Genomic DNA, 24,935 nt, shown 5'->3' on the forward strand with positions numbered 1-24,935 from the left:
GCCCGTAGCTCAGGGGATAGAGCACTGGCCTCCGAAGCCAGGGGTCGCACGTTCGAATCGTGCCGGGCGCGCCATCTGTCTTTGTCGTTAAACCTCTACCCCTTCTCCCTGCCTCTCCTAATATAAGCTACTTATAAGGTAGTTAAAAACTAGACTCACAAAGTTGCTTATATTTTCCAGTTAAACAATCAACGTCTGCGATATTTCTCAATTGATGCTTTATTACAGCATCCGTTTTGTCATCCAATTAAGAAGATATGGAAAAAATTGTTGGCTGCTCTCATTCTTATATAAATAAGAGTCTATTTATACTGATATGACGCGTTCAGTAAATCGTTGCAGATATTCGGGACCGAAAGGATGCTTCCTAGTATGTACTCATCTTAAAAGCTACTGTCAGCTGTTTACATAAATACTTGAACTAACATACGTAGCCCGGTTATCAGCAATACAACTGCAAACACTTTCTTGAGATTTCGAGCATTTAATTTGGCTGCCAGGGTAGCGCCAACCGGAGCAAATAACACCGTTAACGGCACAATACATACAAAGCCGATGATATTCACTAAGCCAAATGTGCCTGCAGGGGCATCTAATGGTGTGCTCCCGATAAACAACATGGTAAGAGCGCCAGGTAAGGAGATAATTAAACCTATGGCTGCTGCAGTACCCACAGCCTTGTGTGCGGGATAGTTATATAAAGTCAGTAATGGCACAGAGAGTGTGCCACCGCCGATACCGACCATAGAGCTAAAAAAGCCAATAGCCGAGCCCATCACTGATTGACCCAGCTTGTCGGGTAATTGCTGAAATAAAGCAGATTTATTTGTCCTTATCAACATATTCAATGCTGATAAGGTCGCAATAATGCCGAATAATGCTGTCAGCCACACTCCATCAACACGTGTCACCAACCAACTTCCTATTAAAACACCAACAAGAATAAACACAGCCCAGCGCTTTAAAAGAGCGAAATCGACATTACCTTTCTTACTGTGTGAATAAATCGAGCTGAGTGATGTTGGCACTATTGTGGCCAGGGAAGTGGCTGTTGCAATGACCATGGCAGAATCTGGCGAGACACCAAAGCTTTGAAACAGGAAAAACAGCACGGGCACAATGACAATGCCGCCCCCTACTCCCAGTAATCCTGCCAGCACGCCAGCGAATATGCCCGTCGCCATCAGCGCCAAAAATGTGGTGATATTTGTTGTTATGAATTCAAGCACTCTCGTTTACTTCTCTATGCGATAAAACACTCGTAATCACACCATGAGACTGATATGGCCTCATGGGTTTTACATTTACGTTTAAGACGACAGTTCATTTCTGATGATGTCTGCTCCAGCACTCAATGCCTTCAGCTTGCCAAGCGCCAAGTCACGTGGCAAAGGGGCCATACCACAGTTCGTACAAGGGTAAAGGTTTTCGGCATCCACAAATTGAAGTGCTTGTCGCAGGGTATTCGCCACCTCATCTGCCGTCTCTATGCTGCTGCTCGCCACATCGATGGCACCCACCATAATCTTCTTACCTCGAATCAGTTCGATGAGCTCCATCGGCACATGTGAGTTGTGACATTCCAGAGAAATCATATCAAGACTGGACTGTTGTAGCTTGGGAAAGATCGCTTCATATTGTCGCCATTCTGAACCTAATGTTTTTTTCCAATCAGTGTTGGCTTTGATGCCATAGCCATAACAAATATGAACAGCTGTTTCACAAGTGAGTCCTTCTACAGCTCTTTCTAGGGTTGCCATTCCCCAATCATTCACCTCATCAAAAAACACGTTAAAAGCCGGCTCATCAAACTGGATAATATCGACTCCGGCTGCCTCGAGTTCTTTTGCTTCTTGATTCAAAATTTTGGCAAATTCCCAGGCCAGCTTTTCCCGGCTTTTGTAATGACCATCGTATAAAGTATCAATCATGGTCATAGGACCAGGCAGCGCCCATTTAATTGGCTGATCTGTTTGTTCACGCAGAAATCTGGCATCTTCGACAAAAACAGGTTTTTGTCGGCTTACCGCTCCCACAACCGTTGGAACACTGGCATCATAACGGTCACGGATCTTGACTGTTTCACGCTTATCGAAGTCGACCCCATCAAGATGTTCAATAAATGTGGTCACAAAGTGTTGGCGTGATTGTTCACCATCACTGACGATATCAATACCAGCACGTTGTTGTTCGTGTAGTGACAGTTTTAAAGCATCGTGTTTACCATGGGCTAATGCATCACCTTCTAATTTCCAAGGAGACCAGAGCTTTTCAGGTTCTGCCAGCCAAGATGGTTTCGGCAAACTACCAGCTGTTGATGTGGGTAATAGTTTTTTCATAATCATAATTTCTATATTGTAAGTAGACTAGGAAGCGTAATTCTCAAACCATTTCTGCAGCACGGCCTGATATGGTTTGATGAAATGCTCTTCTGCAAATTTGCCTTGTTTAACAGCTAACTGACTGCGTTCTTCTCGGTCATACACAATTTGTGTAATTGAGTGATCAGCATGTCTCAGATTAGGCTTGTAGAGATTACCCGCCACGGCATTGGCGTTATAAATCTCTGGTCGGTAGATTTTCTGAAATGTTTCCATGGTGCTGATCGTGGCGATAAGCTCAAGGTTGGTGTAATCCGTGAGTAAATCGCCGAAAAAGTAGAATGCCAATGGCGCCACACTATTTGGAGGCATAAAGTAGCGAACTTTAAAGCCCATTTTTTCGAAATATTTTTCTGTGAGAGACGATTCATTAGCGTTGTACTCGACTCCTAGGATGGGGTGTTGATTTTCAGTGCGCTCGTAGGTTTTATTATCAGACACGCTCAGGCAAATCACTGGCGGTTTATTAAAATTCGCTTTGTAAGTATCTGAGCACACAAAATATTTAAACAACTTGCCATGAAGCTCACCAAATCTATCCGGAATGGTGAATTGAGACCGTCCTTTATTATGTTCCTGCAGTAACACACTAAAATCATAATCTCGTACATAGGATGAAAAATTATTGCCGACGATGCCTTCGATACGCTTGTTTGTTTTTTTATCAAGAATATAGGTCTTCAACATTTCAATAGATGGAAAGTGTTGTCCATTGCCTTCAATATCAATGTCGACCGAAATGATTTCAAGCTCGACAGCATAACGTTCCCCTCTAGGATTATCCCAATTCGCTAAGGCATTGAAACGACTGTCTACCATTCTTAAAGCATTACGCAAATTCTCCCGACGTCTCTCTCCTCTCGCTAAATTAGCGAAGTTGGTCGTGATCCGTGTGTTATCAGAAGGCTGATAATTCTCGTCGAAACGAATGCGCTTAATCGTATACTCAAAGTCTGTATTCATCGTGATTCGTGTCCTGTTAAATGCAATATCATCTTGATTCATTTCATACGCTGATCGCTGCTTATGCCTAATAGTTGTTTCCAGCTTCAATTAGGTCTTACAAAATCACTTGTGCTTTCAGCGGTAAGAGAAGTTATACATGGACTTACACATGAATAAAATTGATATTATTTCATATATCGATTAATTAAATTCATGATTTAGATGAACAGAACTGATTATCGAGGGTTTATGGATAAAACACAGACCGCAAATGTTGCCGAAGAGACATGACATTTATTCTCTCAATTCCATCCATCTTAGTGGAAAACGAATCTAAAGCGCACGTATGAAAGGACAATGTTGTGGACAGTCAGATGGTGGAGACACTAAATAGCGTGCTGAGATAATAAGCCTGCGGCTGTCACGAGGAAGAAAAATCACTATTACAGCCAATAGAGAAGCCAGACTTTTCGATGAGGCTATGATGTTTATTTACCCGTGTTGTTGAGCGTGACAATTTGTGTCTCAATGACAGTCAACCCTGATAGTCTCTCTGTCACCATCAACTTCATAGCATCTATATCAGCAATACAATAAAAGCTGATTATCAACCGGTTTTGACTGGACGCTGTGTCAACCTCAGTGGTTTATCAAGCCCATAGGATGATTATAACTACGCGCTAGCTCTATAAACGCTTTGAGGTAGGCAATATCCTCATCACTCTCACGCGTGCCCAAATAGATTTGTTTCGCTATACCAGCTTTACTCAAACGCACCACAGCAAGCGGTAGTTTGAGACAGTATTCTTCTGCTAACCAGCGAGGCAAGGCAGCCACACCGCGTCCAGATGCCACCATTTGCAGCATAATTTCAGTTGTCTCACTGGTTTTATGCTGTTTAGGAACGACCTCTGCCGGGTTAAGAAAATGTGTATAAATATCGAGTCTATTCGTGGCTACCGGATAGGTCAGTAATACCTCATCAGATAAATCTTCTGCCCGAGCATAATCGCGCTCTGCTAATGGATGCTGCCGAGGTACAACAAGCACTTGCTCATAATCAAAAACAGGAGTGAAACTCAGCCCTTTTTTATATAAGGGATCGGGCGTGACTAATAGATCGATTTCATAATCAAGCAGCGCCCCCACCCCACCAAATTGAAATTTCTGCTTCACATCCACATCAACATCTGGCCAGGAATCTAAAAATGGAGAAACCACTTTCAATAACCATTGATAACATGGATGGCATTCCATCCCTATTCTTAAGGTCCCACGCTCGCCATGAGCAATCTGCTTAAGCTTATCTTCTGCGTAATTAAGTAGAGGCAGCACTCTGTTAGCAATATGGAGTAAATAACGACCTGCTTGTGTTAAACGCAAGCTTCGTCCTTCTCGCAACCAGATTTCAGTACCCAGGTTATCTTCCAGTTTTCGCATGGTATGACTGAGCGCTGATTGTGTGACACATAAAGCTTTAGCGGCTGATGTAAGCGAGCCATGTTCTTCAACAGCATGCACAATTTTTAGATGGGTACGTTCGATCATAAGCTTCATGAGTAAAATTAATTGGTATGTGAAAATATACCATTTTTATTCATTGTTTAAGTCATTTAGACTATGAATATGATTAAACATGTACTGATGGATTTATTGAATGAATGATGCTGCCAATACTCGGACCTATCCGGTCGTTGAGTACTTTTGCCAAGTTAAAAAGCTAAATGCATTAACGGCAACAACCTTTGAGATAGAATTAGAAGCGCCTGAAGGGGCTGAGTTAGAGTACGCAGCAGGTCAGCACTTAGCATTGGAATTAGACGTGAATGGTGACGGTACACCACAATCACTGTCTTACACGATTGCAAACAATATTGATTCCTCTCGTCCACGCCGCTTACAACTTTTTATTCAGAACGGCAGTGAGTTCGCCAATAAGATCTTAAAAACACTGTCATCCTTGTATGAGAATAATGAGAGAGTGAAGGTCACTTTAGCAATGGGAAACGCATACCTGAAAACAGATCTAGCATTACCTCATCTATTAATTGCAGCAGGCTCAGGCATTGCTAAAGTTAAATCAATTACCGAAGAAATCATTAAACAACAGCCTGATGCAAACGTGCATATCTATTGGTCCAATAGACAAGCGAATGAATTTTACCTGCTGGATACGTTTGAGCATTGGTCCAATCAGTATAGAAACCTAAGCTTCACACCAGTATTAGAGGTGGCTGATCCAGACTGGCCGGTTCGCTTTGGTTATCTTTATCAAGTGATTCAGGAAGACTTTGACAAGCTGAATGATGTTCAAGCTTATCTCTGTGGTTCGCCGCAAATGGTCTATGGCACAATCGATAGACTTGAACCGAAAGGATTGAAAGAAACGAATTGTTATTCCGACGTTTTTGAATATATGCCAAGAGATAAGTTTACGTCGGCTAAAGGTTAAGATTAACAAGCCATGAGGGCTTGTTTTGCGTGAATCATTGAGGATTAGCCGTTTGCTCTTTGGCTAAAGAAAATCCTGTTTAGCCACTTAACGAAAATCGGGATGAAATTAGTTATCAGGGTTGATAAGAATTTTTATATCATCAGCTTTGATGGCATATGACTCATGGATTGCAAACTCGGGATGAATCGCTTTTTTGACTTTGTCTGCAATCAGTTGTGGCTCAACATTTTCTGCAGAAGAAAAGTGTAATAAAGGTATTTTGGCTGCCCTCAAGGCATTATCGATAAAGGCATTGTACTGCTTATCAGGCTGAGCATCAGAGCTATTATTCAGTTTAATTGCACATAAAATCTCTGACGTCTCTGCATCACTGAGAACAAAATCCACATACATCAACTGAATATATTGGCTTGCTTTTTGGCTGGCTGACTTAGATTTGGTGTGTTTCAACGTCAATAAATCAGAGAGACGGACTTTAGAAGCAATGTCATATTGCTCATTTACAGCAAGCTGAAGTTTGTGTTTAAACGCTCTCTCTGTGGGCGTATACAAAGATGGGCGCTTCAGATAGGGATAAACCTTCATTTTTTCAATCTGTTTATTATCCTTCTTCATCAGCGAAAGAAGCAAAACGGCAACTAATATAACAACAAACAGTGAAATGAAAACAAATGACATTGAGATATCCCAGTTGAAAATCAGATCTTAGAATATGTTGTCATCGCTCAGCAATAGATAAAAGCCTCAACACAGAATGAGCCAGTAAGAATTCGTTTTATAACAAGATAAAACATCGCTACCGACTATGAGTACTTAAACGAATAGAAGATAGAAACACGTTAGCGAAACAGTCACTCCAATCAGAGATAAGCCAGACTCATCTATCTGATCATCAGCTTAAGACACTTTAAATTGTCTCACCATATTAGTGAGTCTTTCACTTAGCTGAGCAATTTCCTGACTAGCTTGTGATACCTGCTCTGAACCTTCGGCCGTATTTTCTGATACCTGTTGAATGTTGAGAACATTGTTATTAATTTCATTCACAACATGACTTTGTTGCTCGGCGGCCGTGGCGATCAGTGTATTCATCTCAGTTATCGAACTGACAGAATTTGTTATTTCCTTCAGTGAGTTAGTTGCATTCACAGCCTTAGCGACTAAGCCCTCAATACTGGTCTTATTCAACTCCATTGAGCTCACAGCATTATCCGAACCTTGTTGGAGAGTGAGAATCAGATCTTCAATTTCTTTTGTTGAGTCCTGGGTTTTTTGGGCTAATGAGCGCACTTCATCAGCCACAACAGCAAACCCCCGTCCCTGATCACCGGCCCGGGCTGCTTCGATGGCCGCATTTAACGCCAGTAAATTGGTTTGTTCAGCAATATTTTTGATTACATCCAGTACAGTCCCAATGTTTTCACTATCAGACTTTAATGTTCTGATGACCGATGTAGATGAGTTAATTTCGTCCGCAAGATTGTTAATCGAAGCGACGATTTCTTCGACAACTTGTCTTCCAGACTCTGAGTCTTTATCGCCTTTGATTGCGGCCGCTGAGGCTTTTTCAGCACTATTCGCCACTTCCTGAACGGTCGCTGTCATTTGTGTAATCGCTGATGCGACATGCGTTGTTTCATTTTTCTGTTGTGCAATATTCTGATTAGTTGAACGACTGACTACCGACGTTTCTTCGGCTGCTGTCGATAATTGTTCAGAAGCGTCAGTGATGCCCATGACCAGTTTTTGTAATTTTTCGACAAAGCTATTGAAGGCATTGCCCATCGCACCGACTTCATCTTTACTGGCAAAATTCATGCGTTTTGTTAAATCATTATCCTGAGCCATCGTCGTCAGCACGCTCATGACACCTTTAATGGGGGTAACGATATTGCTGATAATAATTTTGGAAATGAAGATACCAACAACCAAAGATACCACCGCCATCGCAATCAGGCTGAGTAAACTCGAACTTTGCAGATCCTTGACATTAGTGACCGAACGATTGGTAATGTTATCAATACTGGCTTGCATGGCTTGTAAGCTTTCAAACAGCTTCGCTTCAATAGCCACTAACTGAGCTTGTTCGTCTTTTGAGAGATAACCACCACCTGACATACTGCCACCGCGCTTGATGATTTGAATCGCACTATCGACATACTTCTGGTAATTGGCTTGCTGTTCAACAACTTTAGCCGTATTTTCTTCCAAACTCGCCACATCAGCCTGAAGATCAGCATCTAACGCTTTGTCTTTGGATGCATTAAGAATGGCCACAATATCCTGCATAGCCTGATTAGTTTGCAGCGTGATAGCTTCGATCTTGGCAAAATGCTCTTTGATAACTTTTCTTCTGGCACCAGATTTGGCATCAATCATTAGTGTTTGTAGTTCAGAGGCCTTCTTTAGCTGGAGCTGGCGGGCTTCAGCCACATTCTTCTCAAGCGGTAACGACATTTGATAGATGACAGAAAATTCGCTTGAAATGTCATTCATTTTAAAAATAGCAAAGGCTGAAATCAGCAGCTGCGTTAGCCCAAGAATAACCACCACACTGAAAATCTTTTTCCCAATAGGAAGATTCTTAATAAACTGCATTTCAACCTCATGTATCTACAAATCGTCTGAATTTAGCCTGATATGAAAATTTCATAGCATTACCAGGAATTATATCGGCCTGATTTCCAAATAATGAAGCACTTTTAGCTCATCGTGTCTTAGTTTCTGCCTAATGAGCAATATCACTCATCATGTATCTGTCTTAAGCATCTGTTAATAAAAACAATTCAGACTGACGTCCTACTTTATATGACTAATCCACTCTCAAGTGAGGCTGGAGCAATCAATAACGCTCGGATGTTCCATGTCAAAATATAAAAACAACTTATTCTTTGATCTTTATTTTATTTTTAGTTCGGCATTCATTTTAATGCTGTTACAGACGCTACTAAGAGGCGTTCTCTTATGGCGAAACAATGATCTGACAGCCAGCATTCCCAGTCATGATCTTATTCATGCTTTTCTTACCGGGCTTCGCTTTGATTTGATTGTCACTGTTTATGCGCTGCTGCCATTAATAATTGGCTTACTGTTTAGAAAAGGTTTAAGCAACCGTAAAGCCTATACAGTCTGGCTTACCTTCGTTTCCAGCGTGATGATCTTTCTCGCTATCGTTGAGCTCGACTTTTATCATGAGTTTCATACACGGCTGAACAGCCTGGTTTTTGAATATATGAAGGAAGATCCGGCAACAGTATTAAGCATGATTTGGTATGGGTTTCCTGTCGTCACTTACCTCATCATTATCGGTCTAATGATCACGGCATTATTTTGTATCTTTACTGTAAACAGCCGGATTAACCAAGCCAAGTCCACTGATAAAACTCGATACAGCCTCAGAATGACGGCATTTCTCGTCGTATTGTTAATATCAGTCGTGGCCGCACGAGGCACATTACGTCAGGGACCACCACTGCGTTGGGGTGATGCCTTCCAGAGTAATTATCTTTTTGCCAATCATTTGGGCTTAAACGGGGTTTATACATTAGCTAAAGCCGTTATCGGTACCAAAAAAGGTGATAATAAATGGCTCAAGAAAATGCCATTAGCTGATGCCGACAGTACTGTCGAGGAAATGATTCTAACGCCATCTGATCAACTTATAGACCCCGAGTACTCACCAGTATTACGTAGTTATCATGCACGTGTGGGTTTAACCCAAAAACCATTAAATGTTGTGTTCATTCTGATGGAAAGCTTCAGCGGTGAATATGTCGGTGCTTTAGGTCATGATGAAGGCATCACACCAGAATTCGACAAACTCGCCAAACAAGGCCTGTTATTCAATCGCTTTTTCTCAAACGGCACACACACTCACCAAGGTATGTTTACTTCATTAGCGTGCTTTCCTAACTTGCCTCACTATGAGTATTTAATGCAACAGCCTGAAGGCAGTAACCATTTTTCCGGTTTGATACAAATGACAGCCGACAGAGGTTATCAAAGTATGTACATCTATAACGGTGACTTTGCCTGGGATAATCAAAAAGGCTTTTTTGGTGCCCAGGGTATGCAGCATTTTATTGGCAGACATGATTTTGTGAATCCTGTTTTCTCAGATCCTACCTGGGGCGTATCTGATCAGGATATGTTCGACCGGGCTACCGAAGAGTTACAAAAAATGCCTAAAGACAAGCCATTTTTTGCCTTTTTACAGACTTTATCCAATCATACCCCATATGCCTTACCTACCCAGCTGCCTATTGCAAAAGTGACTGGTCACGGTGAGTTGAATGAACATTTAACGGCAATGCGATATGCCGACTGGGCATTAGGTCAGTTTTTCAAAAAAGTAGCCAAATCAAATTATTTCGATAACACACTCTTTGTTTTAGTGGGTGATCATGGTTTTAGCACGCCCAATCAAGTCACCGATATTGATATGCTTAAATTTCATGTGCCGCTGTTAGTGATTGGTCCAGATGTTGTCAGAAAATATGGTCACACTAACTCAACGGTCGGCGCTCAAGTCGATATTGCACCGACAGTCGCGGGTTTAATGGGTGGAGATACCACTTATAACTGCTGGGGCCGTGATTTATTAAATATTAATGACGCCGGATTTGCTGTCATTAAACCATCAGGCTCAGATCCAACCACAGCTATCATTGATGATAATAAAGTGCTGGTTAAATCAACAGACAACAATGCAACGTTATATAACTATGAGTTATTACCAAAAGCTTCTGCAAACACGCTTCATGACGCTGTTGACACAGAGAAACTGGAGCATCGTTTAGATGCCTATATTGTATCTGCCACATCGACTTTATTACGAGGTAAAGCCGGTATAAAAACACCAGATAACCGCGTTGCTGTAAATTGATCAGCCTAGCGAATAATTGCCATCCTTTTTATATTTAGTTATGTTGTGCACTAGTTATTTGTAAAGAGGATGAATAACAATATGAAAATAAAATTCCTGATCATTCCATTGTTGATGACAGCATTTGCTGCTCATGCTGATAGCTCCACAGTCGATGCAGCAGTAGGTGGTGGCATCGGTGGTGCTATAGGCGCTGCTGTGGGTAATGAGGTGGGTGGTCGCGAAGGCGCAATGATTGGTGGTGCTGTAGGTGCAGCCACTGGTGTCGCCGTTAACACTGATGAAGAAGGTCACAGCGAACATCATGACAAACGTCATCATGAAAACCATCAGGGGCATTTCTGCCCGCCTGGCCAAGCAAAAAAAGGCAACTGTTAGTTATCTGAAAAAGCCGTCATCAATGACGGCTTTTTTATATCGCTTATTTATTCAGCAAATACTTACGCCAAGATCTGAAAGATGTAATGTCGGTCGCCTGCTCAAGGCCATAAGACTCACAGATAAACCCTGTAACCCAGCGTCCATCTTTTACTTCAAGCTTGCCCAAACCTAATGGGGCTGCAATGCCTGCCAGAAAAGAGCCTAACGTTGCTGTGGGTAAAGACCAGAGTTCAATCTCAATTTCTGCCCCATTTTCATCACGAACCAGTCCAGGTCTTTTGGGCGGACCACCCGCTAAGGCATAAAGCTTATAGGTGTTAGCTGTTACCGTTTTCTCTAAAAATACGCCACCCCGCTCTGTCAATTGATAATTGAGTGGTTGTCCTTGTAAATGCGCTCCACACACAGCGACAGTGATACGATCACCACAGCCTGAGATAGCTGCTGTTGAATCTGGACAAGCAACATCTATCGCACCTAAAGGCAACCGTAATGATTGCTGCATCAAATTGGCATAACTTAATAATCGGGCATCACTAAAAGCACGTGAAAACAAAGTCACCCCAAACGGTAAACCTGATGAAATAAATCCTGTCGGTACCGCTATCGCACTGCAATCAAGCAGGTTCATAAAGTTAGTATAATGCCCCAGATTACTATTAAGTTTTATCGGGTCAGCCAGTACCTGTTCAATGGTATAGGTGGTGCCAGCTGTTGGCGTCAGAATAAAATCATAGCTTTGCAACACGTCTCTTACCTGCTGTCGGCAGGCCTGTAACTTATATTCCGCTTTAAATAAGTCATCTGCTCGGGCATCTTCCTGTGTCGCTAAAATATCCTGAATGACTTGCAGCATAGCTTGTCTGTCAACGCCTTCTGTTGCCACACGACGTTCTGCCACCCAAGGGCCTTCATAAAGCAGTCTGGCCGCAGTAAAGAATGATTCAAAATCGATAATATACTTTTCACCACCCAGACTTTCCAGATGTTTTACCGCTTGTTCAAATTGCTCAGCATATTCTGCATCACCAAAAAAATTCAGCTGATCAGATTTTGGCACAGCGAAACTAAACGTACTCTCGGCTAACTGACCGTAATTACCTTTATTGATATCCAGATTGGGTCTGGCAAAGGCATCATTGGCATCAAACTCAGCGGCGACATTAAATACGGTATTGGCATCATCCGTAGTCAAGCTGAAAATAGATACACAATCCAAGCTACGACAGGCTGGTACGACACCATCGGTACTCAATAAACCTCGGGTTGGTTTTAAACCAATCAGATTATTAAAGGCGGCTGGCACACGTCCTGACCCAGCGGTATCTGTACCTAATGAAAAGCTGACTAAACCTAATGCCACAGCAACAGCAGAACCTGAACTGGAGCCACCAGAAATATAGTCTTTGTCAAAACTGTTATGGCATGGCCCCCATTTTTCAGGTGAACGTACGCCTACCAGCCCTGTAGCAAACTGATCCAGATTGGTTTTACCTAGGGGAATCGCTCCAGCATCAATCAATTGCTGCACAACAAAGGCCGATTTATCGGGCGTATAAGCGTAGGCTTCACAGCCAGCCGTAACAGGGAACCCAGCTAATTCGATATTATCTTTGATAGCAAAGGGAATCCCAAATAGCGGTTTGTCTTCAATGCTGCTGTTTTCCAAAGCATCCAGATAAGGCTGAAGTTGTTCCAGACTGAATAACTCGATCCAGATATTGTGATCAAGGTATTGCTGACAACGCTCTAAGGCATTCTCAATCACTTGTTTTGGCGATAAATCACCAGTCTGATACGCCTGTTGTAATGCTGTAATGGTCATATTTTGTTGTGACATTATTCAACCTCCAGTACTAATAAGCGGTCACCCATACCTACTTGTGATCCTGCTTTTCTGGAAAGTGAAGTCACTTTACCTGCCTGCGGTGCTGTCACCAGAATTTCCATTTTCATCGCTTCTAAAATCATCAAGGTGTCGCCTTCTTTCACGTCTTGCCCCTCTTCCACTTCGATTTTCCAGATACTGCAATTCAATGGGCTATCCACTGATATCGCATTGTCTGCCAGAGGCAATAAAGCTTCATCCACGTCGGCTTGTTGATCACCACTATCAAAATGCAATAAACCATCACGTTTCCAACGTTCTAATTCTTCATTAAAGGCTTTCTGACGCATGCTGGTGAACGTATCAATTTCATCTTGATGTTGTTCAATAAAGGCGTTGTAGTCTTTTAAATTGAAGCGTGTTTCTTCAATCTTGAGTTCATAGTTACCATGAATAAAGTCACGACGAATCTGCATTAACTCATCATGGCTGACTTCATAAAACTGAATTTGATCAAAGAAACGTAATAACCAGGGCTTGGTAAATTCTTTGGTTGTTTCGTAACGATTCCACATTTGCAGAGTACGTCCGATAAACTGATAACCACCCGGCCCTTCCATGCCATACACACAAAGATACGAGCCACCAATTCCCACTGAGTTTTCTGCGGTCCAGGTTCTGGCTGGATTGTATTTTGTCGTTACCAGACGGTGTCGTGGATCCATTGGCGTCGCTACTGGGGCACCGAGATACACATCGCCCAGTCCCATCACCAGATAGCTGGCATCAAACACGATCTTCTTCACATCATCTACTGAATCAAGACCATTGATACGGCGAATAAACTCAATGTTGTCAGGACACCATGGGGCATTTTCTCTGACCGATTGCATATATTTTTCGCTGGCTAAACGGCAAGCTTCGTCATCCCAGGAAATAGGAATATGCACAATACGCGTGGGTAAATCTAAGTCATCCACATGCTGGATATCTTTCTCTGCCTGTTTTAATACAGTCATTAAGTCATCAAGAGATAACACCATACTGTCATAGTGCACCTGCAGCGAACGGATACCTGGCGTCAGCTCTAAAATGCCCGTCACCGCCTGTTCCTGTAACCACAACATTAAGGCATGTACTTTAAACCGCAGATTGATATCTAAGGTTTGCTCACCAAATTCGACTAAGAGATAGTGATCCCCTGCCAGTCTGTAGGTGATATCCATCCCTGATGAAGCATCTTTGCTAATGGCATGCACAGGCGTATCAATAACGGCAGGCTCTACGGATATTGATTGTTGACTTAAACCATCAATCGCCTGATTTTGTGCACGCTCTAAGGCATTGGCTGTTTCAATCGATACAGGTATAAAGCGAACGGTATCTCCTGCTTTTAACTGGCCCACTTTCCATAAATCAGCGGTAATTACGGTTGCCGGACAAACAAAACCACCCAAAGAGGGTCCATCTGGCCCAAGAATAATCGGCATATCCCCAGTAAAGTCGATAGACCCAACAGCGTAGGCATTATCGTGAATATTAGAAGGATGCAGACCAGCTTCGCCGCCATCGGTTCTTGCCCATTCTGGTCTTGGCCCAATCAAACGCACGCCGGTACGACTGGAGTTGTAATGAATTTTCCAGTCTGTGGAAAAAAACATCTCGATATCATTATCAGTGAAAAAGTCGGGTGCACCATGTGGCCCGTACACCACATGAATATCCCAATGATGCTCAATTTCAGGCTGTAAAGCAGCTGCCATCACAGCATTATCAGCGACTTGCTGTTCAGGCAGAATATGTAATACATCCCCTGTTTTTAAGGTACGACCGACATGTCCACCAAACTGACCTAAAGTGAACGTAGAACGTGAACCTAAATATTCCGGACATTGAATACCACCAGCCACTAATAGATACGCTCTAGCACCCGTGCCTTTTACCTGACCTAATTTCAGCTTATCACCGGCTTGTACTGAAATAACTTGCCATGGTGATTGTTTTTCACCATTTAACTCAATACTCAGTTCAGCGCCAGTCACCACAATACTGGTCGCTACGTTAAAGCTTAGTTCAGGCCCAGACAAAGTGATTTCCAGACCCGCACAGGACTCATCATTACCTAATAAACGATTACCTAAACGGAATGACAGACTGTCAAATGGCCCAGACGGCGGTACACCGATATCCCAATAACCAACACGTGCAGGATAATCCTGAATCGTTGTCATAGTGCCTGGTGACAGGACATTGATCGTCGAAGGCTGATAGACAAAACTATCTAAATAACGCGTGGTGACCGCCGCGTTTAAGAATGCATCATCTTGTAAAATCTGACCGACATAATCGGCATTGGTCTCAATACCGTAAACCTGTAACTCATCCAGGGCTGCCAGTAGTTTTGTATGAGCTGACTCACGGTTATCAGCATGGCTGATAATTTTGGCTAACATCGGGTCATAAAAAGGAGAGACTTCGATACCGGCTTTCACCCAATAATCAACACGAATGGCCTCACTCTTTGGCCAGATGACTTCTGTCAGTAAACCTGAAGACGGCTGAAACTGTTTATGCGGATCTTCAGCATACAATCTCACCTGAATCGCATGGCCTTTAGGTTGAGGTGCTGTAGCAGGTAATTGAGACTCTTTCGCACCGACCTCGACCATCCAGCGAACCAGATCGACGCCGTAGACTTCTTCCGTGACCCCATGCTCAACTTGCAACCGGGTGTTTACTTCCAGGAAGTAAAACTGTTGATTATCGGCGTCGTAGACAAATTCCACGGTACCGGCACTGCGATAATGAATGGCAGACATCAGTCTGACGGCGACTTCCTGCATCTCAGCACGCACATCATCAGGAATATTAGGTGCTGGCGCTTCTTCAATCACTTTCTGGTTACGGCGTTGACTGGAACAGTCTCGATCCCCGAGAGCCAGCACATGCCCTTCCCCGTCACCAATCACCTGCACTTCGATATGACGGGCACGAGTAATAAATTTCTCAAGAAATACCCCATCATTGGAAAAGTTATTAGCACTGAGGTTTTTAACTGAGTTAAACGCCTGACGTAATGAAGCTTCATCATCACAACGGTTCATACCGATACCACCGCCACCAGCAGTAGATTTGAGCATGACGGGATAGCCGACATCATTGGCTTGGGTTACGGCATCTTCTAAAGAGGTTAATAAGCCTGTGCCTGGTAATAAAGGCACATCGTTCTCTTCTGCCAATGCCCGGGCACTGTGCTTCAGGCCAAACGACTCCATCTGTTCTGCAGTGGGGCCGAGAAAAACAATATTGTTTTGTTCACATAAACGAGCGAATCCGGGGTTTTCACTCAGAAAACCATAACCGGGGTGAATCGCTTCAGCACCAGACTGTTTGGCAATCTCAATAATGCGTTGTTGATTAAGATAAGTCTCACTGGCACGGCCTTCGCCAAGTGAGTAGCTTTCATCTGCAGCACTGACATGCAATGAGTCTCGATCAGCTTCGGCATATATAGCGACTGCCTGAACATTCATCGCATGCAAAGTGCGAGTAATCCGTGTGGCGATGGCGCCCCGGTTAGCAATTAAAACTTTCTTAAACATGATGGGTATTCCTATCTGGGTCGTCCCAGCTAATAAAGCGCTGTTTCAGGTCGTCCCGAAACATAATCCGTATTATCCCCAGATCACCACTTCAACCGGTGTCGGGTTATAAGCATTACATGGGTTATTTAATTGGGGACAGTTGGAGATCAACACAATCACATCCATTTTTGCTGTCATTTCCACATACTTACCTGCTTCAGAAATACCATCTGCAAAGGTCAAATGGCCGTCTTCAGTCACAGGCACATTCATAAAAAAGTTAATGTTATGAGTGATATCGCGTTTGCTGACACCAAAGTGCTCGTTTTCGGCTACCGCCAGCATCCAGCTATCTCGGCAGGCGTGCATGGTTTTTTTCTCCAGCGAATAACGCACAGTGTTGGACTCTGTTGCACAAGCACCGCCCAGCGTATCGTGGCGTCCGCAGGTGTCGGCAGTGATCTCTAACATGGGACGGCCAAGATTTGACAACAATGTTGTGCCTGCAGTGAGGTAGACATTACCTTGCTCACGAAGGGTATCAATCGCACTGTAGCGCTCACTGGGGTCCGCTAAACTGTAAAACAAAGTATCAGCGGCCTGATTACCATGTGAATCAACAATTCGCAGCGTTTCGCCGGCTTTGAGCTCATGCATCCAATAATCGCCTGCTAACACTTCATCACGATAGCTGGCTTGTTCAGGGTTTAAATTACTTTCTTTAATCACAACAATATCCTTCCCTAATTAATGATGATGACCGCATTGATGGTAGATACGGTTATTCTCAAAACCACGCTGATTCTCTGCACAGTGATTCACGCATTCGTCATCTTCAGTCACTGGTGCAGATTCTCTTAACTGATAGATAACGGGATGTTTGGGGTAGGCTTCAGCGGTATTCATCGGGTGTGGGCAAGTATGGAAGATAACCAGCGTATCCATCTCAAAACGTAAATCGATGAAGTCACCGGCTTTACTATTGTTTTCAACAAACTGCATATTGCCATCAGCATCGGTTTTGACCTGACTGAACAAATTCAGATTGGCCGCCATATCACGACGATTCATGCCGTATTTGGCTAACTCCACCAAAAATGCATGTTCGCCACTTAAGGTCCAGTCATTGCCCGCTTCCTGATAACTTCTATCAGCCCAACGGTTTTTCATTTTCTCAGTGGAAAGGTTTCCGCCTACAGTATCGTGCCAACCAACGCTGTCATCGATGATAGAGCAAAATACATGTCCCATATCTGAGTACAAACAATGGCCTTTCGTCAGCTTGAATGTATGTTGACATTTCAAGGTGTCTGGCGCGTTGTAACGCTCCAGCTTACTCATCGGGTTGTAGAAGAGCATACCGACATTCGCACCGCCCTCTTTATCAATCAGACGCAGTGTTGTGCCCTTTCTGACTAACATTGACCAATGCGTGCCACCAGGCAATGTATCCTCATAAATCAGATCGTTTTGTTTCTCGCTCATACTGTTTCCTGCTTTTGTTTCATTGTGTTTGAGATGTCATCCAAAGTGGATTTCCTTGTGTCACCGACGGGAATATCAAAAGTAATGGATGCCCCATATCGATTTGGGTTATCTGGGTCTTGACGGTGTTTATCGAACACCAATAAGCGAGTGCCCAAATAAAACCCTTCGGTTAAATCATGGGTAATCATGAAAATGGTGATACCGGTTTTTTGCCAGATATCTAAAATCAAGGCATGCATGTCTGAACGAATACCAGGGTCAAGCGCCCCAAATGGTTCATCCAGCAATAACACTTTCGGTTGTTTGATTAAGGCCTGGGCAATCGCTAAGCGTTGCTGCATACCGCCAGATAAAGAAGTGGGATATTGATTGGCGACATGACCAAGCCCGACAAGTTCTAACATTTCCTGAGCTTGGGCACGGACCTGTCGACGCTTGCTGCCAAAACATCTACCCAATAATTTTGATTGACCAAATTCCACACCCAACATGACATTTTCAATTACGTTCAAGTGTGGAAAAACAGAGTAACGCTGGAAGACGATGCCACGGTTAGCATCGGGCTCATCACGAATGGGATCACCATCCAGTAATAATTCTCCTCGAGAGGGTTTCTCTGTGCCCAGCAGCATTTTCAGAAAGGTGGTTTTACCACAGCCTGAAGCGCCCACCAGCGTTATAAACTCCCCTGCTTTCACTGTCAGGTTGATATTTTCGAGCACCACATTATCGCCGTACTCTTTCCATAACTTTTTCAGTTCAATATTGTTCATTTAGCCCCTCCCTCTGATTGCTGCCATGGGAAGGCATATAAGGACAAACGACGTAATAGATAATCAGTCAGAAAGGCCAATAAGGTAATCCACAATACATAGGGCAAAATCACATCCATCGCCAGATAACGTCTGACTAAGAAAATACGATAACCAAGCCCTTCTGTTGCCGAGATGGCTTCTGCGGCAATGAGAAACAGCCAAGCCGCACCCAGGCTCAAACGCACAGCATCAATCAACTTTGGTAAGACCTGAGGCAGCACTACCCGCACAATCAATTGCCAGGTTGAGGCGCCTAGGGTTTGTGCCTTGATGATGAGTTCTTCAGGTAAGGCCATAACACGTAGCTGCACATCACGAATCAGAAAAGGCGTGATACCCAGTACGATTAAAGTAATTTTAGCGACTTCACCTAAACCAAAGATAATAAACAGGATAGGTAGAATGGCTAATGGCGGTACCAGTGATATAACGGTCACCACTGGTGCAAAACCCGCACGAAGTAAAGGAATGATGCCAATAAGAATACCGACAATCAGACTGATAAGTGCACTGATACCCACACCAATCCCAAGCCGTTGCAAACTGGCCAGCGTATCAGCCCACAGAAGATAATCACCGGTACGCTTGCTCGGCTCAAACGCCATAGTGTGAATCGCATGACCGAATGCTTCAAATGAAGGCATCAGCTTGTCGTTTGGGTTCACCGCCAGGCGTTCATTCGATGCGACCAGATAGACCAGTAAAATCAGGATAAAAGGTAAAGCACCTAATAACCATTTACCGGCTTTACTGGGCTGCTGATTGATAAGTCGTTTCATAATGATTCTCGGACTGATGACGGTTACAGAGAACCGTCAGCTGCCATAGACATGAAAGACGAATCAAAACGCAGTTTTACATTAGCCGAATTACCAACCACGGTGCCATCTGGGTAAGCGATACCAATAAAACCAGCATCCATTGCACCTTCACCTAACAGCCCATGTTCAAATGAAAACTCACTGACATATTTCATGGTTTCAGGTAATTGCTTGCTTTCAGCAAAAGCGACTGCCTCTTTTGCTTCATAAAACATATTGGTCGCCGCCAGTTGTGCTTTATATCCTTCCAGATCGGTACCCGATGCTTTTGCCATAAAACTCAAAGCATCAGTATCTTCAGCCGCCATACGCGCCATGATTTCATACCAAGCGCCGGTTAATGCTTTACCAAAAGCAGGGTTATCATTCAGCGTTTGAGTGTTAACCAATAACACATCAATGATTTCACCCGGAATTTGCGAGGAATCAAACACTTTACTGGTGTTTGGCATAGATGCCACTTCCGATAACAGCGGGTTCCAGGTAACGGTTGACGTCACATCATCCGCGTTAAACACACCGACTAAGTCAGCATCTGATGTATTCACAACTCTGACGTCACGCTCGCTCAGACCAATGGTATCCAGTGCTCGTGCTAATAAATAATGTGAAACAGAGAGTTCAACGAGATTAACATTTTGACCTTCAATGTCTTTTAAGCTTTTATCATTGCCTTTAAGAACAATGCCATCATTACCGTTAGAAAAGTCACCCAGGATTAACGCTGTCGAATCGACACCGCCCGCAGCTGGAATAGTCAGGGCATCCATATTCGTCATAGTGCAGCCATCAAACTGACCAGCCGTATATTGGTTGATGGATTCTACGTAGTCATTGATTTGCACTACATCAATTTCAATGCCGTATTTATCGGCCCATTTTTTGACGATACCGGCATTTGCCGCATAGTCCCACGGCATCCATCCGGCATAAATTGTCCAGGCAATACTGAATTTATCTTTTTGTTCAGCATTCGCTGAAAAGGGAATGACCAGGAGAGAAAAAGAAAGCAGCAAGAAGCTGATAATACGAAGATTGGAGAACTTCATGAAGTTACCTCACAGTTAAGTTAGAAACACGGTGCAAGAGATGTTTTACAAAAAACAATCTCCCGGGCTTTTATCCCTCCGTGTAACCTTCACTGTGAAGGTCGGTTACTCTCGGTCCAGACATCATCGTTGATCGGAACCCTAGAAACCTTATTTCGTCGACAGTAGTTGGTAAACCACCTCAGCACTTAGCGCTGATAACGCAGATACCATGCCAGTTTTATGACTATCAGAATAATTAATGTGTGATCATTAACTTAGCTATTTATGCTAAGTCTATCTCGAACTATCAAGCTGCACCATAATGGCACACCCATGATTTCATGCTCACCGTAATGGTGCAATCAAGACTCACATGAACTTTTTAGCGAGATGAAAACCGGGTAATCATATTCAGTAGATTTTGTGACTCCTGAGCCAGATTTTCAGCATGCACATTCACCTTGTTGGCATTATTCACCACCATTTCAGCATCTGAACTGATTCTGACCACATTCTGATTAATGTCTTCACTCACCGCGCTCTGCTCTTCAACCGCAGTCGCAATCAAGGTGTTGAGTTCATTAAGTTTCTCCACACTTTCTTTAATAGAGCTCACAGAGTCAATAGAACCCTGAATATCCTGACGGCTTGAGGAGGCAGTATCTTTAGTCGTTTCCATACCCTTGACCACTTTGACGACAGAACCATCCAGTTTAGAAATCAGGTTCGAAATTTCTTGGGTCGATTCCTGGGTTCGGGTCGCCAATGAACGTACCTCATCAGCAACAACAGCAAAGCCTCTACCATGGTCACCGGCTCTGGCGGCCTCAATCGCGGCGTTTAACGCCAGCAGATTCGTTTGTTCAGCAATGTTACTAATCACATCTACAATAGGATTAATTGCACTGGAGTCAGATTCCAGTGTTTTAATATAGTCACTGATAGTATCAAAGGCTTTATCTAGGCTGGTTAAGCCTTTTACTGCTGTTTCAGATTTAGCCATACTTTGTTGCGTTAACTCATCAACATGATTCGCAGACTGGGAAGCCAAGCTAGCATTGCGTGCCACCTCTTGAATCGTGGAAGACATTTCTGTCATGGCGGTCGCCACCTGCTCAGTTTGTGAGGCCTGAGAATTAATTGATTCCATAATGGACTGTTGAGACTGATAGGTATCGCCAGCCGACTTATCAATATTCCCAGCCGAATCTTTCATTCTGACTAATATTGTATTCAATCTGGCATGAAGTAGTTTATTGACCAGAACAAGTTGAGCCACCTCATCATCCGCACCAGTGTAGACCATGCCCATCAGTGGGTTGTTGACCTCATCATTGGCTTCTTTAATCGCTCTATCGAGTGATGCAAAAATCCAGTTCTTGAGCAGAAGATACGTCGCCAGTCCACCCAACACAGCGATAAGCACTGGCAGGTAATAGGGCAATTGCTGAATGACGCTGACTTGATTCAATACGCTGGCCACAACGGCACTCAGCACTACTGATAAGGTCGTTTTACTTTTTAAAGAAAGCCGGGTGAAGACATTACCGAGTTTAGGTTTTTTCCCTTCGTTGATTTGTTTATAAAGCTGTTCTGCCCGCTTCACTTCTTGTTTTTTGGGTTTACTACGAACGGACTCATAACCTATCACTTTATCGCCATCAAAGATGGGGGTGACGTAAGCATCCACCCAGTAAAAATCGCCCGTCTTTGTGCGGTTTTTAACCATACCCATCCAGTGTTTACCTGATTTTACGGTAGACCAGAGATCAGCAAATGCGGCTGGTGGCATATCGGGATGACGAATAACGTTATGATTTACATGCATCAATTCATCAGCAGAAAAACCACTAACGTACTCAAACTCTTTGTTAAAGCTCGTTATGATGCCTTTGAGATCGGTTGTGGAAATCAATGGGTTGTCGAAGGTAATTTCTTTATCCGTTACCGGCAGATTTTTTTTCATTGTGCTTCACCCTGATGAAAGTGAATGGTAAATAAGTATTGCATTTACTGGTATCGGCAGCTCACGGTTCTAACTTAAATGTTAACAACAAATTAATGCATAAGCTTTTTAGTTCGCAAGGTATTGTTGTTTTTAGACCGTAAAAATATTTAATAGGACACAAGCCATATCAACAAGTTTTATTTAAAATATAGGCTTTATGATAATTGGTAAGTCATATGAAAGCACCTCAAGTTGGTTTTGTCAGTCTTGGTTGTCCAAAAGCCCTCGTTGATAGTGAACGTATCATTACCAAGTTACGTTCAGAGGGTTATAACATTACCCCAAGTTATGATGATGCTGACTTAGTGGTGGTAAATACATGTGGTTTTATAGATTCGGCTGTTGAAGAATCTCTCGGTAGTATTGGTGAAGCCATCGCTAAAAATGGCAAAGTCATTGTCACCGGTTGTTTGGGGAGCCGTGACAATACTATCCGTGAACAGCATCCACAAGTTCTGGAGATTACTGGGGCTCACGCGCTCGAAGAAGTCGTCAGTGCCGTCCACAAACACTTGCCTCCACAACATGATCCTTTCCTTAGCCTGGTTCCACCAGAAGGCATCAAACTCACACCCCGCCATTATGCTTATCTAAAAATATCTGAAGGCTGTAATCACCGTTGTACCTTCTGCATTATCCCTTCTATGCGTGGGGATCTAGTCAGTCGTCCAATTCATCATGTGATGACTGAAGCAAAACGACTCGCTGATGCGGGCGTTAAAGAGCTTCTCGTCATTTCTCAAGATACCAGTGCCTATGGTGTGGACATGAAATATGAAGCACACGATTGGAACGGTCGTGAACATGCAACACGTTTTTACGACCTTGCCGAAGCCCTGGGTGAGCTGGGAATTTGGGTAAGAATGCATTATGTCTATCCCTACCCACATGTCGATGACGTTGTGCCATTAATGGCGGAAGGAAAAATTCTGCCTTATCTGGATATCCCATTTCAGCATGCCAGCCCACGTATTCTCAAGCTGATGAAACGACCAGCTTCTTCACAAAATAACTTGGAACGTATTCGTGCCTGGCGAGCAGTTTGTCCCGATATCACCTTACGCAGCACATTTATCGTTGGTTTTCCTGGCGAAACCGAAGAAGAATTCCAAGAGTTACTCGATTTTCTTACTGAGGCACAACTTGATCGTGTGGGCGCTTTTGCCTACTCCCCGGTAGAGGGTGCCACAGCCAATGACTTACCAGCTCAAATTCCTGAAGCGGTTAAGCAAGAACGTCTTGACCGCTTTATGGCGCACCAAGCAGAAATCAGTGCAGCGAGATTACAATTGAAAGTGGGCCGCAAAGGCCGCGTCATCATTGATGAAGTCGTTGAAGAAGGCGCGGTGGGCCGTAGTGAAGCAGATGCGCCTGAAATTGATGGTCAGGTATTCATTGATGGCGCCACGCATCTTAAGGTTGGAGATATCGTCGACGTCGAATTTGAAGAAGCCGATGAATATGATCTTTGGGCGAAACTCATCTAAAAATCCAAATCAAATGCCTGATTGACTGCCTCCACTACCGAGTCAGCAATCATGGCGTTGGCGGCGCTAGCCTCAGCTTCGTCTTCCGGTAGAAACTTACCTGTGCGCACCAGACATGCATGAAGACCGGCATCAATCGCACCAATGACATCTGAGGCCACATCATCACCTATCATCAGAACATCACTGGCAGCCATACCTAACGATGTAAGAGCCTCATGAAAAAAACTGGATGCCGGTTTGCCAATAATCTGAGCTTCCACATGGCTGGCGTATTCCAGAGCTTGAATGAATGGCCCTGCATCCAGTTGCAATTGACCTTCACTTTTAAAAAATCGGTTGCGTCCAATCCCCAGTAACGGTGCGCCATTCATAATTAATGAAAAGGCTTTGTTTAGATTGTCATAACTAAATAAATACGCTGCATCAGTGACAATCACCGCATTAGGTTGAGACTGTTCTAAGTCACTGAACTCTGGTGTTAAGTCGGGATGAATAAGACAAAATGGTCGATACCCCTTCGTCTGACACAGGCGCTTAATAGCTAGGGGCGCTGTAAAGACTTCATCAGACTTGATATCAAATCCCATCTGTTTGAGTTCGTTCAAGACTGACTGGCAGGTAGCACGTGAGGTATTGGTCACAAAACGCATCGGAATGCCCAGACCCCTCAGTCGCTTAATGAGATCAACCGCGCCACTGATAGGCTGATTGTCAGTATGTAATACCCCACTAATATCAAACAAAATTGCTTTAGTCATAACAATGGCCTCCACTGTATGAGAGCAATGATTTGAGTATGCAATGCTTTTTAGCGGATCTCAAT

19 protein-coding genes and 1 riboswitch are annotated in these 24,935 nt (G+C 43.5%); of the genes, 4 read left to right on the plus strand and 15 right to left on the minus strand.

Annotation, left to right across the window (positions count from 1 at the left end; all coding sequences use genetic code 11):
• Positions 1-404: 404 nt before the first annotated feature.
• The 4 genes from B3014_RS09325 to B3014_RS09340 form a co-directional block, all read right to left on the minus strand.
• Complete coding sequence (locus B3014_RS09325) at positions 405-1,229, minus strand: sulfite exporter TauE/SafE family protein (protein ID WP_289245001.1); 825 nt, start codon at positions 1,227-1,229, stop codon at positions 405-407.
• A gap of 81 nt (positions 1,230-1,310) precedes the next feature.
• Positions 1,311-2,339 (minus strand): methionine synthase, encoded by a 1,029-nt coding sequence (locus tag B3014_RS09330; protein ID WP_289245002.1) that lies wholly within the window; start codon positions 2,337-2,339, stop codon positions 1,311-1,313.
• A 27-nt stretch (positions 2,340-2,366) separates the two neighbouring features.
• Positions 2,367-3,344, minus strand: a complete 978-nt coding sequence (locus tag B3014_RS09335; RefSeq protein WP_289245003.1) for a DUF1852 domain-containing protein — start codon at positions 3,342-3,344, stop codon at positions 2,367-2,369.
• A gap of 621 nt (positions 3,345-3,965) precedes the next feature.
• On the minus strand, positions 3,966-4,874 hold the full coding sequence (locus B3014_RS09340) for a LysR family transcriptional regulator (RefSeq protein ID WP_289245004.1): 909 nt from the start codon (positions 4,872-4,874) through the stop codon (positions 3,966-3,968).
• A 109-nt stretch (positions 4,875-4,983) separates the two neighbouring features.
• On the opposite strand from B3014_RS09340, the gene B3014_RS09345 reads away from it, so the two are divergent.
• Positions 4,984-5,778: an NAD(P)H-flavin reductase gene (locus tag B3014_RS09345; RefSeq protein ID WP_289245005.1), complete on the plus strand. Its 795-nt coding sequence runs from the start codon at positions 4,984-4,986 to the stop codon at positions 5,776-5,778.
• A gap of 108 nt (positions 5,779-5,886) precedes the next feature.
• Here the strand turns inward: B3014_RS09345 and B3014_RS09350 are convergent, their stop codons facing one another.
• Both B3014_RS09350 and B3014_RS09355 read right to left on the minus strand, forming a co-directional pair.
• Positions 5,887-6,459 carry a DUF2726 domain-containing protein gene (locus B3014_RS09350; protein ID WP_289245006.1) on the minus strand — a complete coding sequence of 191 codons (573 nt, stop codon included), beginning with the start codon at positions 6,457-6,459 and terminating at the stop codon, positions 5,887-5,889.
• Positions 6,460-6,678: 219 nt separating this feature from the next.
• A complete protein-coding gene (locus tag B3014_RS09355; RefSeq protein WP_286304936.1) occupies positions 6,679-8,379 on the minus strand; it encodes a methyl-accepting chemotaxis protein in 1,701 nt (566 codons plus the stop codon).
• Positions 8,380-8,644: 265 nt separating this feature from the next.
• Between B3014_RS09355 and B3014_RS09360 the strand changes: the two genes are divergently transcribed.
• The gene (locus tag B3014_RS09360; protein ID WP_286304937.1) at positions 8,645-10,666 is read left to right on the plus strand and encodes an LTA synthase family protein; all 2,022 of its coding nucleotides are present in this window, start codon (positions 8,645-8,647) and stop codon (positions 10,664-10,666) included.
• A gap of 81 nt (positions 10,667-10,747) precedes the next feature.
• Positions 10,748-11,044 carry a YMGG-like glycine zipper-containing protein gene (locus tag B3014_RS09365; RefSeq protein WP_289245007.1) on the plus strand — a complete coding sequence of 99 codons (297 nt, stop codon included), beginning with the start codon at positions 10,748-10,750 and terminating at the stop codon, positions 11,042-11,044.
• Positions 11,045-11,087: 43 nt separating this feature from the next.
• Here B3014_RS09365 and atzF read toward each other — a convergent pair whose 3' ends face one another.
• The 8 genes from atzF to B3014_RS09405 form a co-directional block, all read right to left on the minus strand.
• Complete coding sequence (atzF, locus tag B3014_RS09370; RefSeq protein WP_289245008.1) at positions 11,088-12,887, minus strand: allophanate hydrolase; 1,800 nt, start codon at positions 12,885-12,887, stop codon at positions 11,088-11,090.
• A complete protein-coding gene (gene uca / locus B3014_RS09375) occupies positions 12,887-16,477 on the minus strand; it encodes an urea carboxylase (RefSeq protein ID WP_289245009.1) in 3,591 nt (1,196 codons plus the stop codon). Before uca ends, atzF begins: the two co-directional genes overlap by 1 nt.
• Before the next feature lie 72 nt (positions 16,478-16,549).
• Positions 16,550-17,188, minus strand: a complete 639-nt coding sequence (locus tag B3014_RS09380) for an urea amidolyase associated protein UAAP2 (protein ID WP_289245010.1) — start codon at positions 17,186-17,188, stop codon at positions 16,550-16,552.
• Positions 17,189-17,206: 18 nt separating this feature from the next.
• Positions 17,207-17,944 (minus strand): urea amidolyase associated protein UAAP1, encoded by a 738-nt coding sequence (locus tag B3014_RS09385; RefSeq protein ID WP_289245011.1) that lies wholly within the window; start codon positions 17,942-17,944, stop codon positions 17,207-17,209.
• A complete protein-coding gene (locus B3014_RS09390; RefSeq protein ID WP_289245012.1) occupies positions 17,941-18,720 on the minus strand; it encodes an ABC transporter ATP-binding protein in 780 nt (259 codons plus the stop codon). Before B3014_RS09390 ends, B3014_RS09385 begins: the two co-directional genes overlap by 4 nt.
• A complete protein-coding gene (locus B3014_RS09395) occupies positions 18,717-19,541 on the minus strand; it encodes an ABC transporter permease (RefSeq protein ID WP_289245013.1) in 825 nt (274 codons plus the stop codon). The genes B3014_RS09390 and B3014_RS09395 overlap by 4 nt, the downstream gene beginning before the upstream one ends.
• Positions 19,542-19,564: 23 nt before the next feature.
• Entirely contained in the window at positions 19,565-20,632 is a 1,068-nt protein-coding gene (locus B3014_RS09400) for a putative urea ABC transporter substrate-binding protein (RefSeq protein WP_289245014.1), read from the minus strand.
• 57 nt (positions 20,633-20,689) lie between these two features.
• A riboswitch (guanidine-I (ykkC/yxkD leader) is annotated at positions 20,690-20,788 on the minus strand.
• 208 nt (positions 20,789-20,996) lie between these two features.
• On the minus strand, positions 20,997-22,580 hold the full coding sequence (locus tag B3014_RS09405; RefSeq protein ID WP_289245015.1) for a methyl-accepting chemotaxis protein: 1,584 nt from the start codon (positions 22,578-22,580) through the stop codon (positions 20,997-20,999).
• Positions 22,581-22,798: 218 nt separating this feature from the next.
• Between B3014_RS09405 and rimO the strand changes: the two genes are divergently transcribed.
• A complete protein-coding gene (rimO, locus tag B3014_RS09410; RefSeq protein ID WP_289245016.1) occupies positions 22,799-24,109 on the plus strand; it encodes a 30S ribosomal protein S12 methylthiotransferase RimO in 1,311 nt (436 codons plus the stop codon).
• On the opposite strand, the gene B3014_RS09415 is transcribed toward rimO, so the two are convergent.
• Entirely contained in the window at positions 24,106-24,870 is a 765-nt protein-coding gene (locus B3014_RS09415) for a TIGR01458 family HAD-type hydrolase (RefSeq protein ID WP_289245017.1), read from the minus strand. The two genes, rimO and B3014_RS09415, sit on opposite strands and share 4 nt — an antisense overlap.
• Between the last annotated feature and the right edge of the window lie 65 nt (positions 24,871-24,935).

The organism is Methylophaga sp. UBA678 (assembly GCF_002299105.1).
GTDB lineage: Bacteria > Pseudomonadota > Gammaproteobacteria > Nitrosococcales > Methylophagaceae > Methylophaga > Methylophaga marina.

What these genes read in the sequence shown, in the direction of transcription:
- B3014_RS09330 (WP_289245002.1), bottom strand. Translation starts at nt 2,339, where the DNA reads ATGAAAAAACTATTACCCACATCAACAGCTGGTAGTTTGCCGAAACCA.
- B3014_RS09335 (WP_289245003.1), bottom strand. Translation starts at nt 3,344, where the DNA reads ATGAATACAGACTTTGAGTATACGATTAAGCGCATTCGTTTCGACGAG.
- B3014_RS09340 (WP_289245004.1), bottom strand. Translation starts at nt 4,874, where the DNA reads ATGATCGAACGTACCCATCTAAAAATTGTGCATGCTGTTGAAGAACAT.
- B3014_RS09345 (WP_289245005.1), top strand. Translation starts at nt 4,984, where the DNA reads ATGAATGATGCTGCCAATACTCGGACCTATCCGGTCGTTGAGTACTTT.
- B3014_RS09350 (WP_289245006.1), bottom strand. Translation starts at nt 6,459, where the DNA reads ATGTCATTTGTTTTCATTTCACTGTTTGTTGTTATATTAGTTGCCGTT.
- B3014_RS09355 (WP_286304936.1), bottom strand. Translation starts at nt 8,379, where the DNA reads ATGCAGTTTATTAAGAATCTTCCTATTGGGAAAAAGATTTTCAGTGTG.
- B3014_RS09360 (WP_286304937.1), top strand. Translation starts at nt 8,645, where the DNA reads ATGTCAAAATATAAAAACAACTTATTCTTTGATCTTTATTTTATTTTT.
- B3014_RS09365 (WP_289245007.1), top strand. Translation starts at nt 10,748, where the DNA reads ATGAAAATAAAATTCCTGATCATTCCATTGTTGATGACAGCATTTGCT.
- atzF (WP_289245008.1), bottom strand. Translation starts at nt 12,887, where the DNA reads ATGTCACAACAAAATATGACCATTACAGCATTACAACAGGCGTATCAG.
- uca (WP_289245009.1), bottom strand. Translation starts at nt 16,477, where the DNA reads ATGTTTAAGAAAGTTTTAATTGCTAACCGGGGCGCCATCGCCACACGG.
- B3014_RS09385 (WP_289245011.1), bottom strand. Translation starts at nt 17,944, where the DNA reads ATGAGCGAGAAACAAAACGATCTGATTTATGAGGATACATTGCCTGGT.
- B3014_RS09390 (WP_289245012.1), bottom strand. Translation starts at nt 18,720, where the DNA reads ATGAACAATATTGAACTGAAAAAGTTATGGAAAGAGTACGGCGATAAT.
- B3014_RS09395 (WP_289245013.1), bottom strand. Translation starts at nt 19,541, where the DNA reads ATGAAACGACTTATCAATCAGCAGCCCAGTAAAGCCGGTAAATGGTTA.
- B3014_RS09400 (WP_289245014.1), bottom strand. Translation starts at nt 20,632, where the DNA reads ATGAAGTTCTCCAATCTTCGTATTATCAGCTTCTTGCTGCTTTCTTTT.
- B3014_RS09405 (WP_289245015.1), bottom strand. Translation starts at nt 22,580, where the DNA reads ATGAAAAAAAATCTGCCGGTAACGGATAAAGAAATTACCTTCGACAAC.
- rimO (WP_289245016.1), top strand. Translation starts at nt 22,799, where the DNA reads ATGAAAGCACCTCAAGTTGGTTTTGTCAGTCTTGGTTGTCCAAAAGCC.
- B3014_RS09415 (WP_289245017.1), bottom strand. Translation starts at nt 24,870, where the DNA reads ATGACTAAAGCAATTTTGTTTGATATTAGTGGGGTATTACATACTGAC.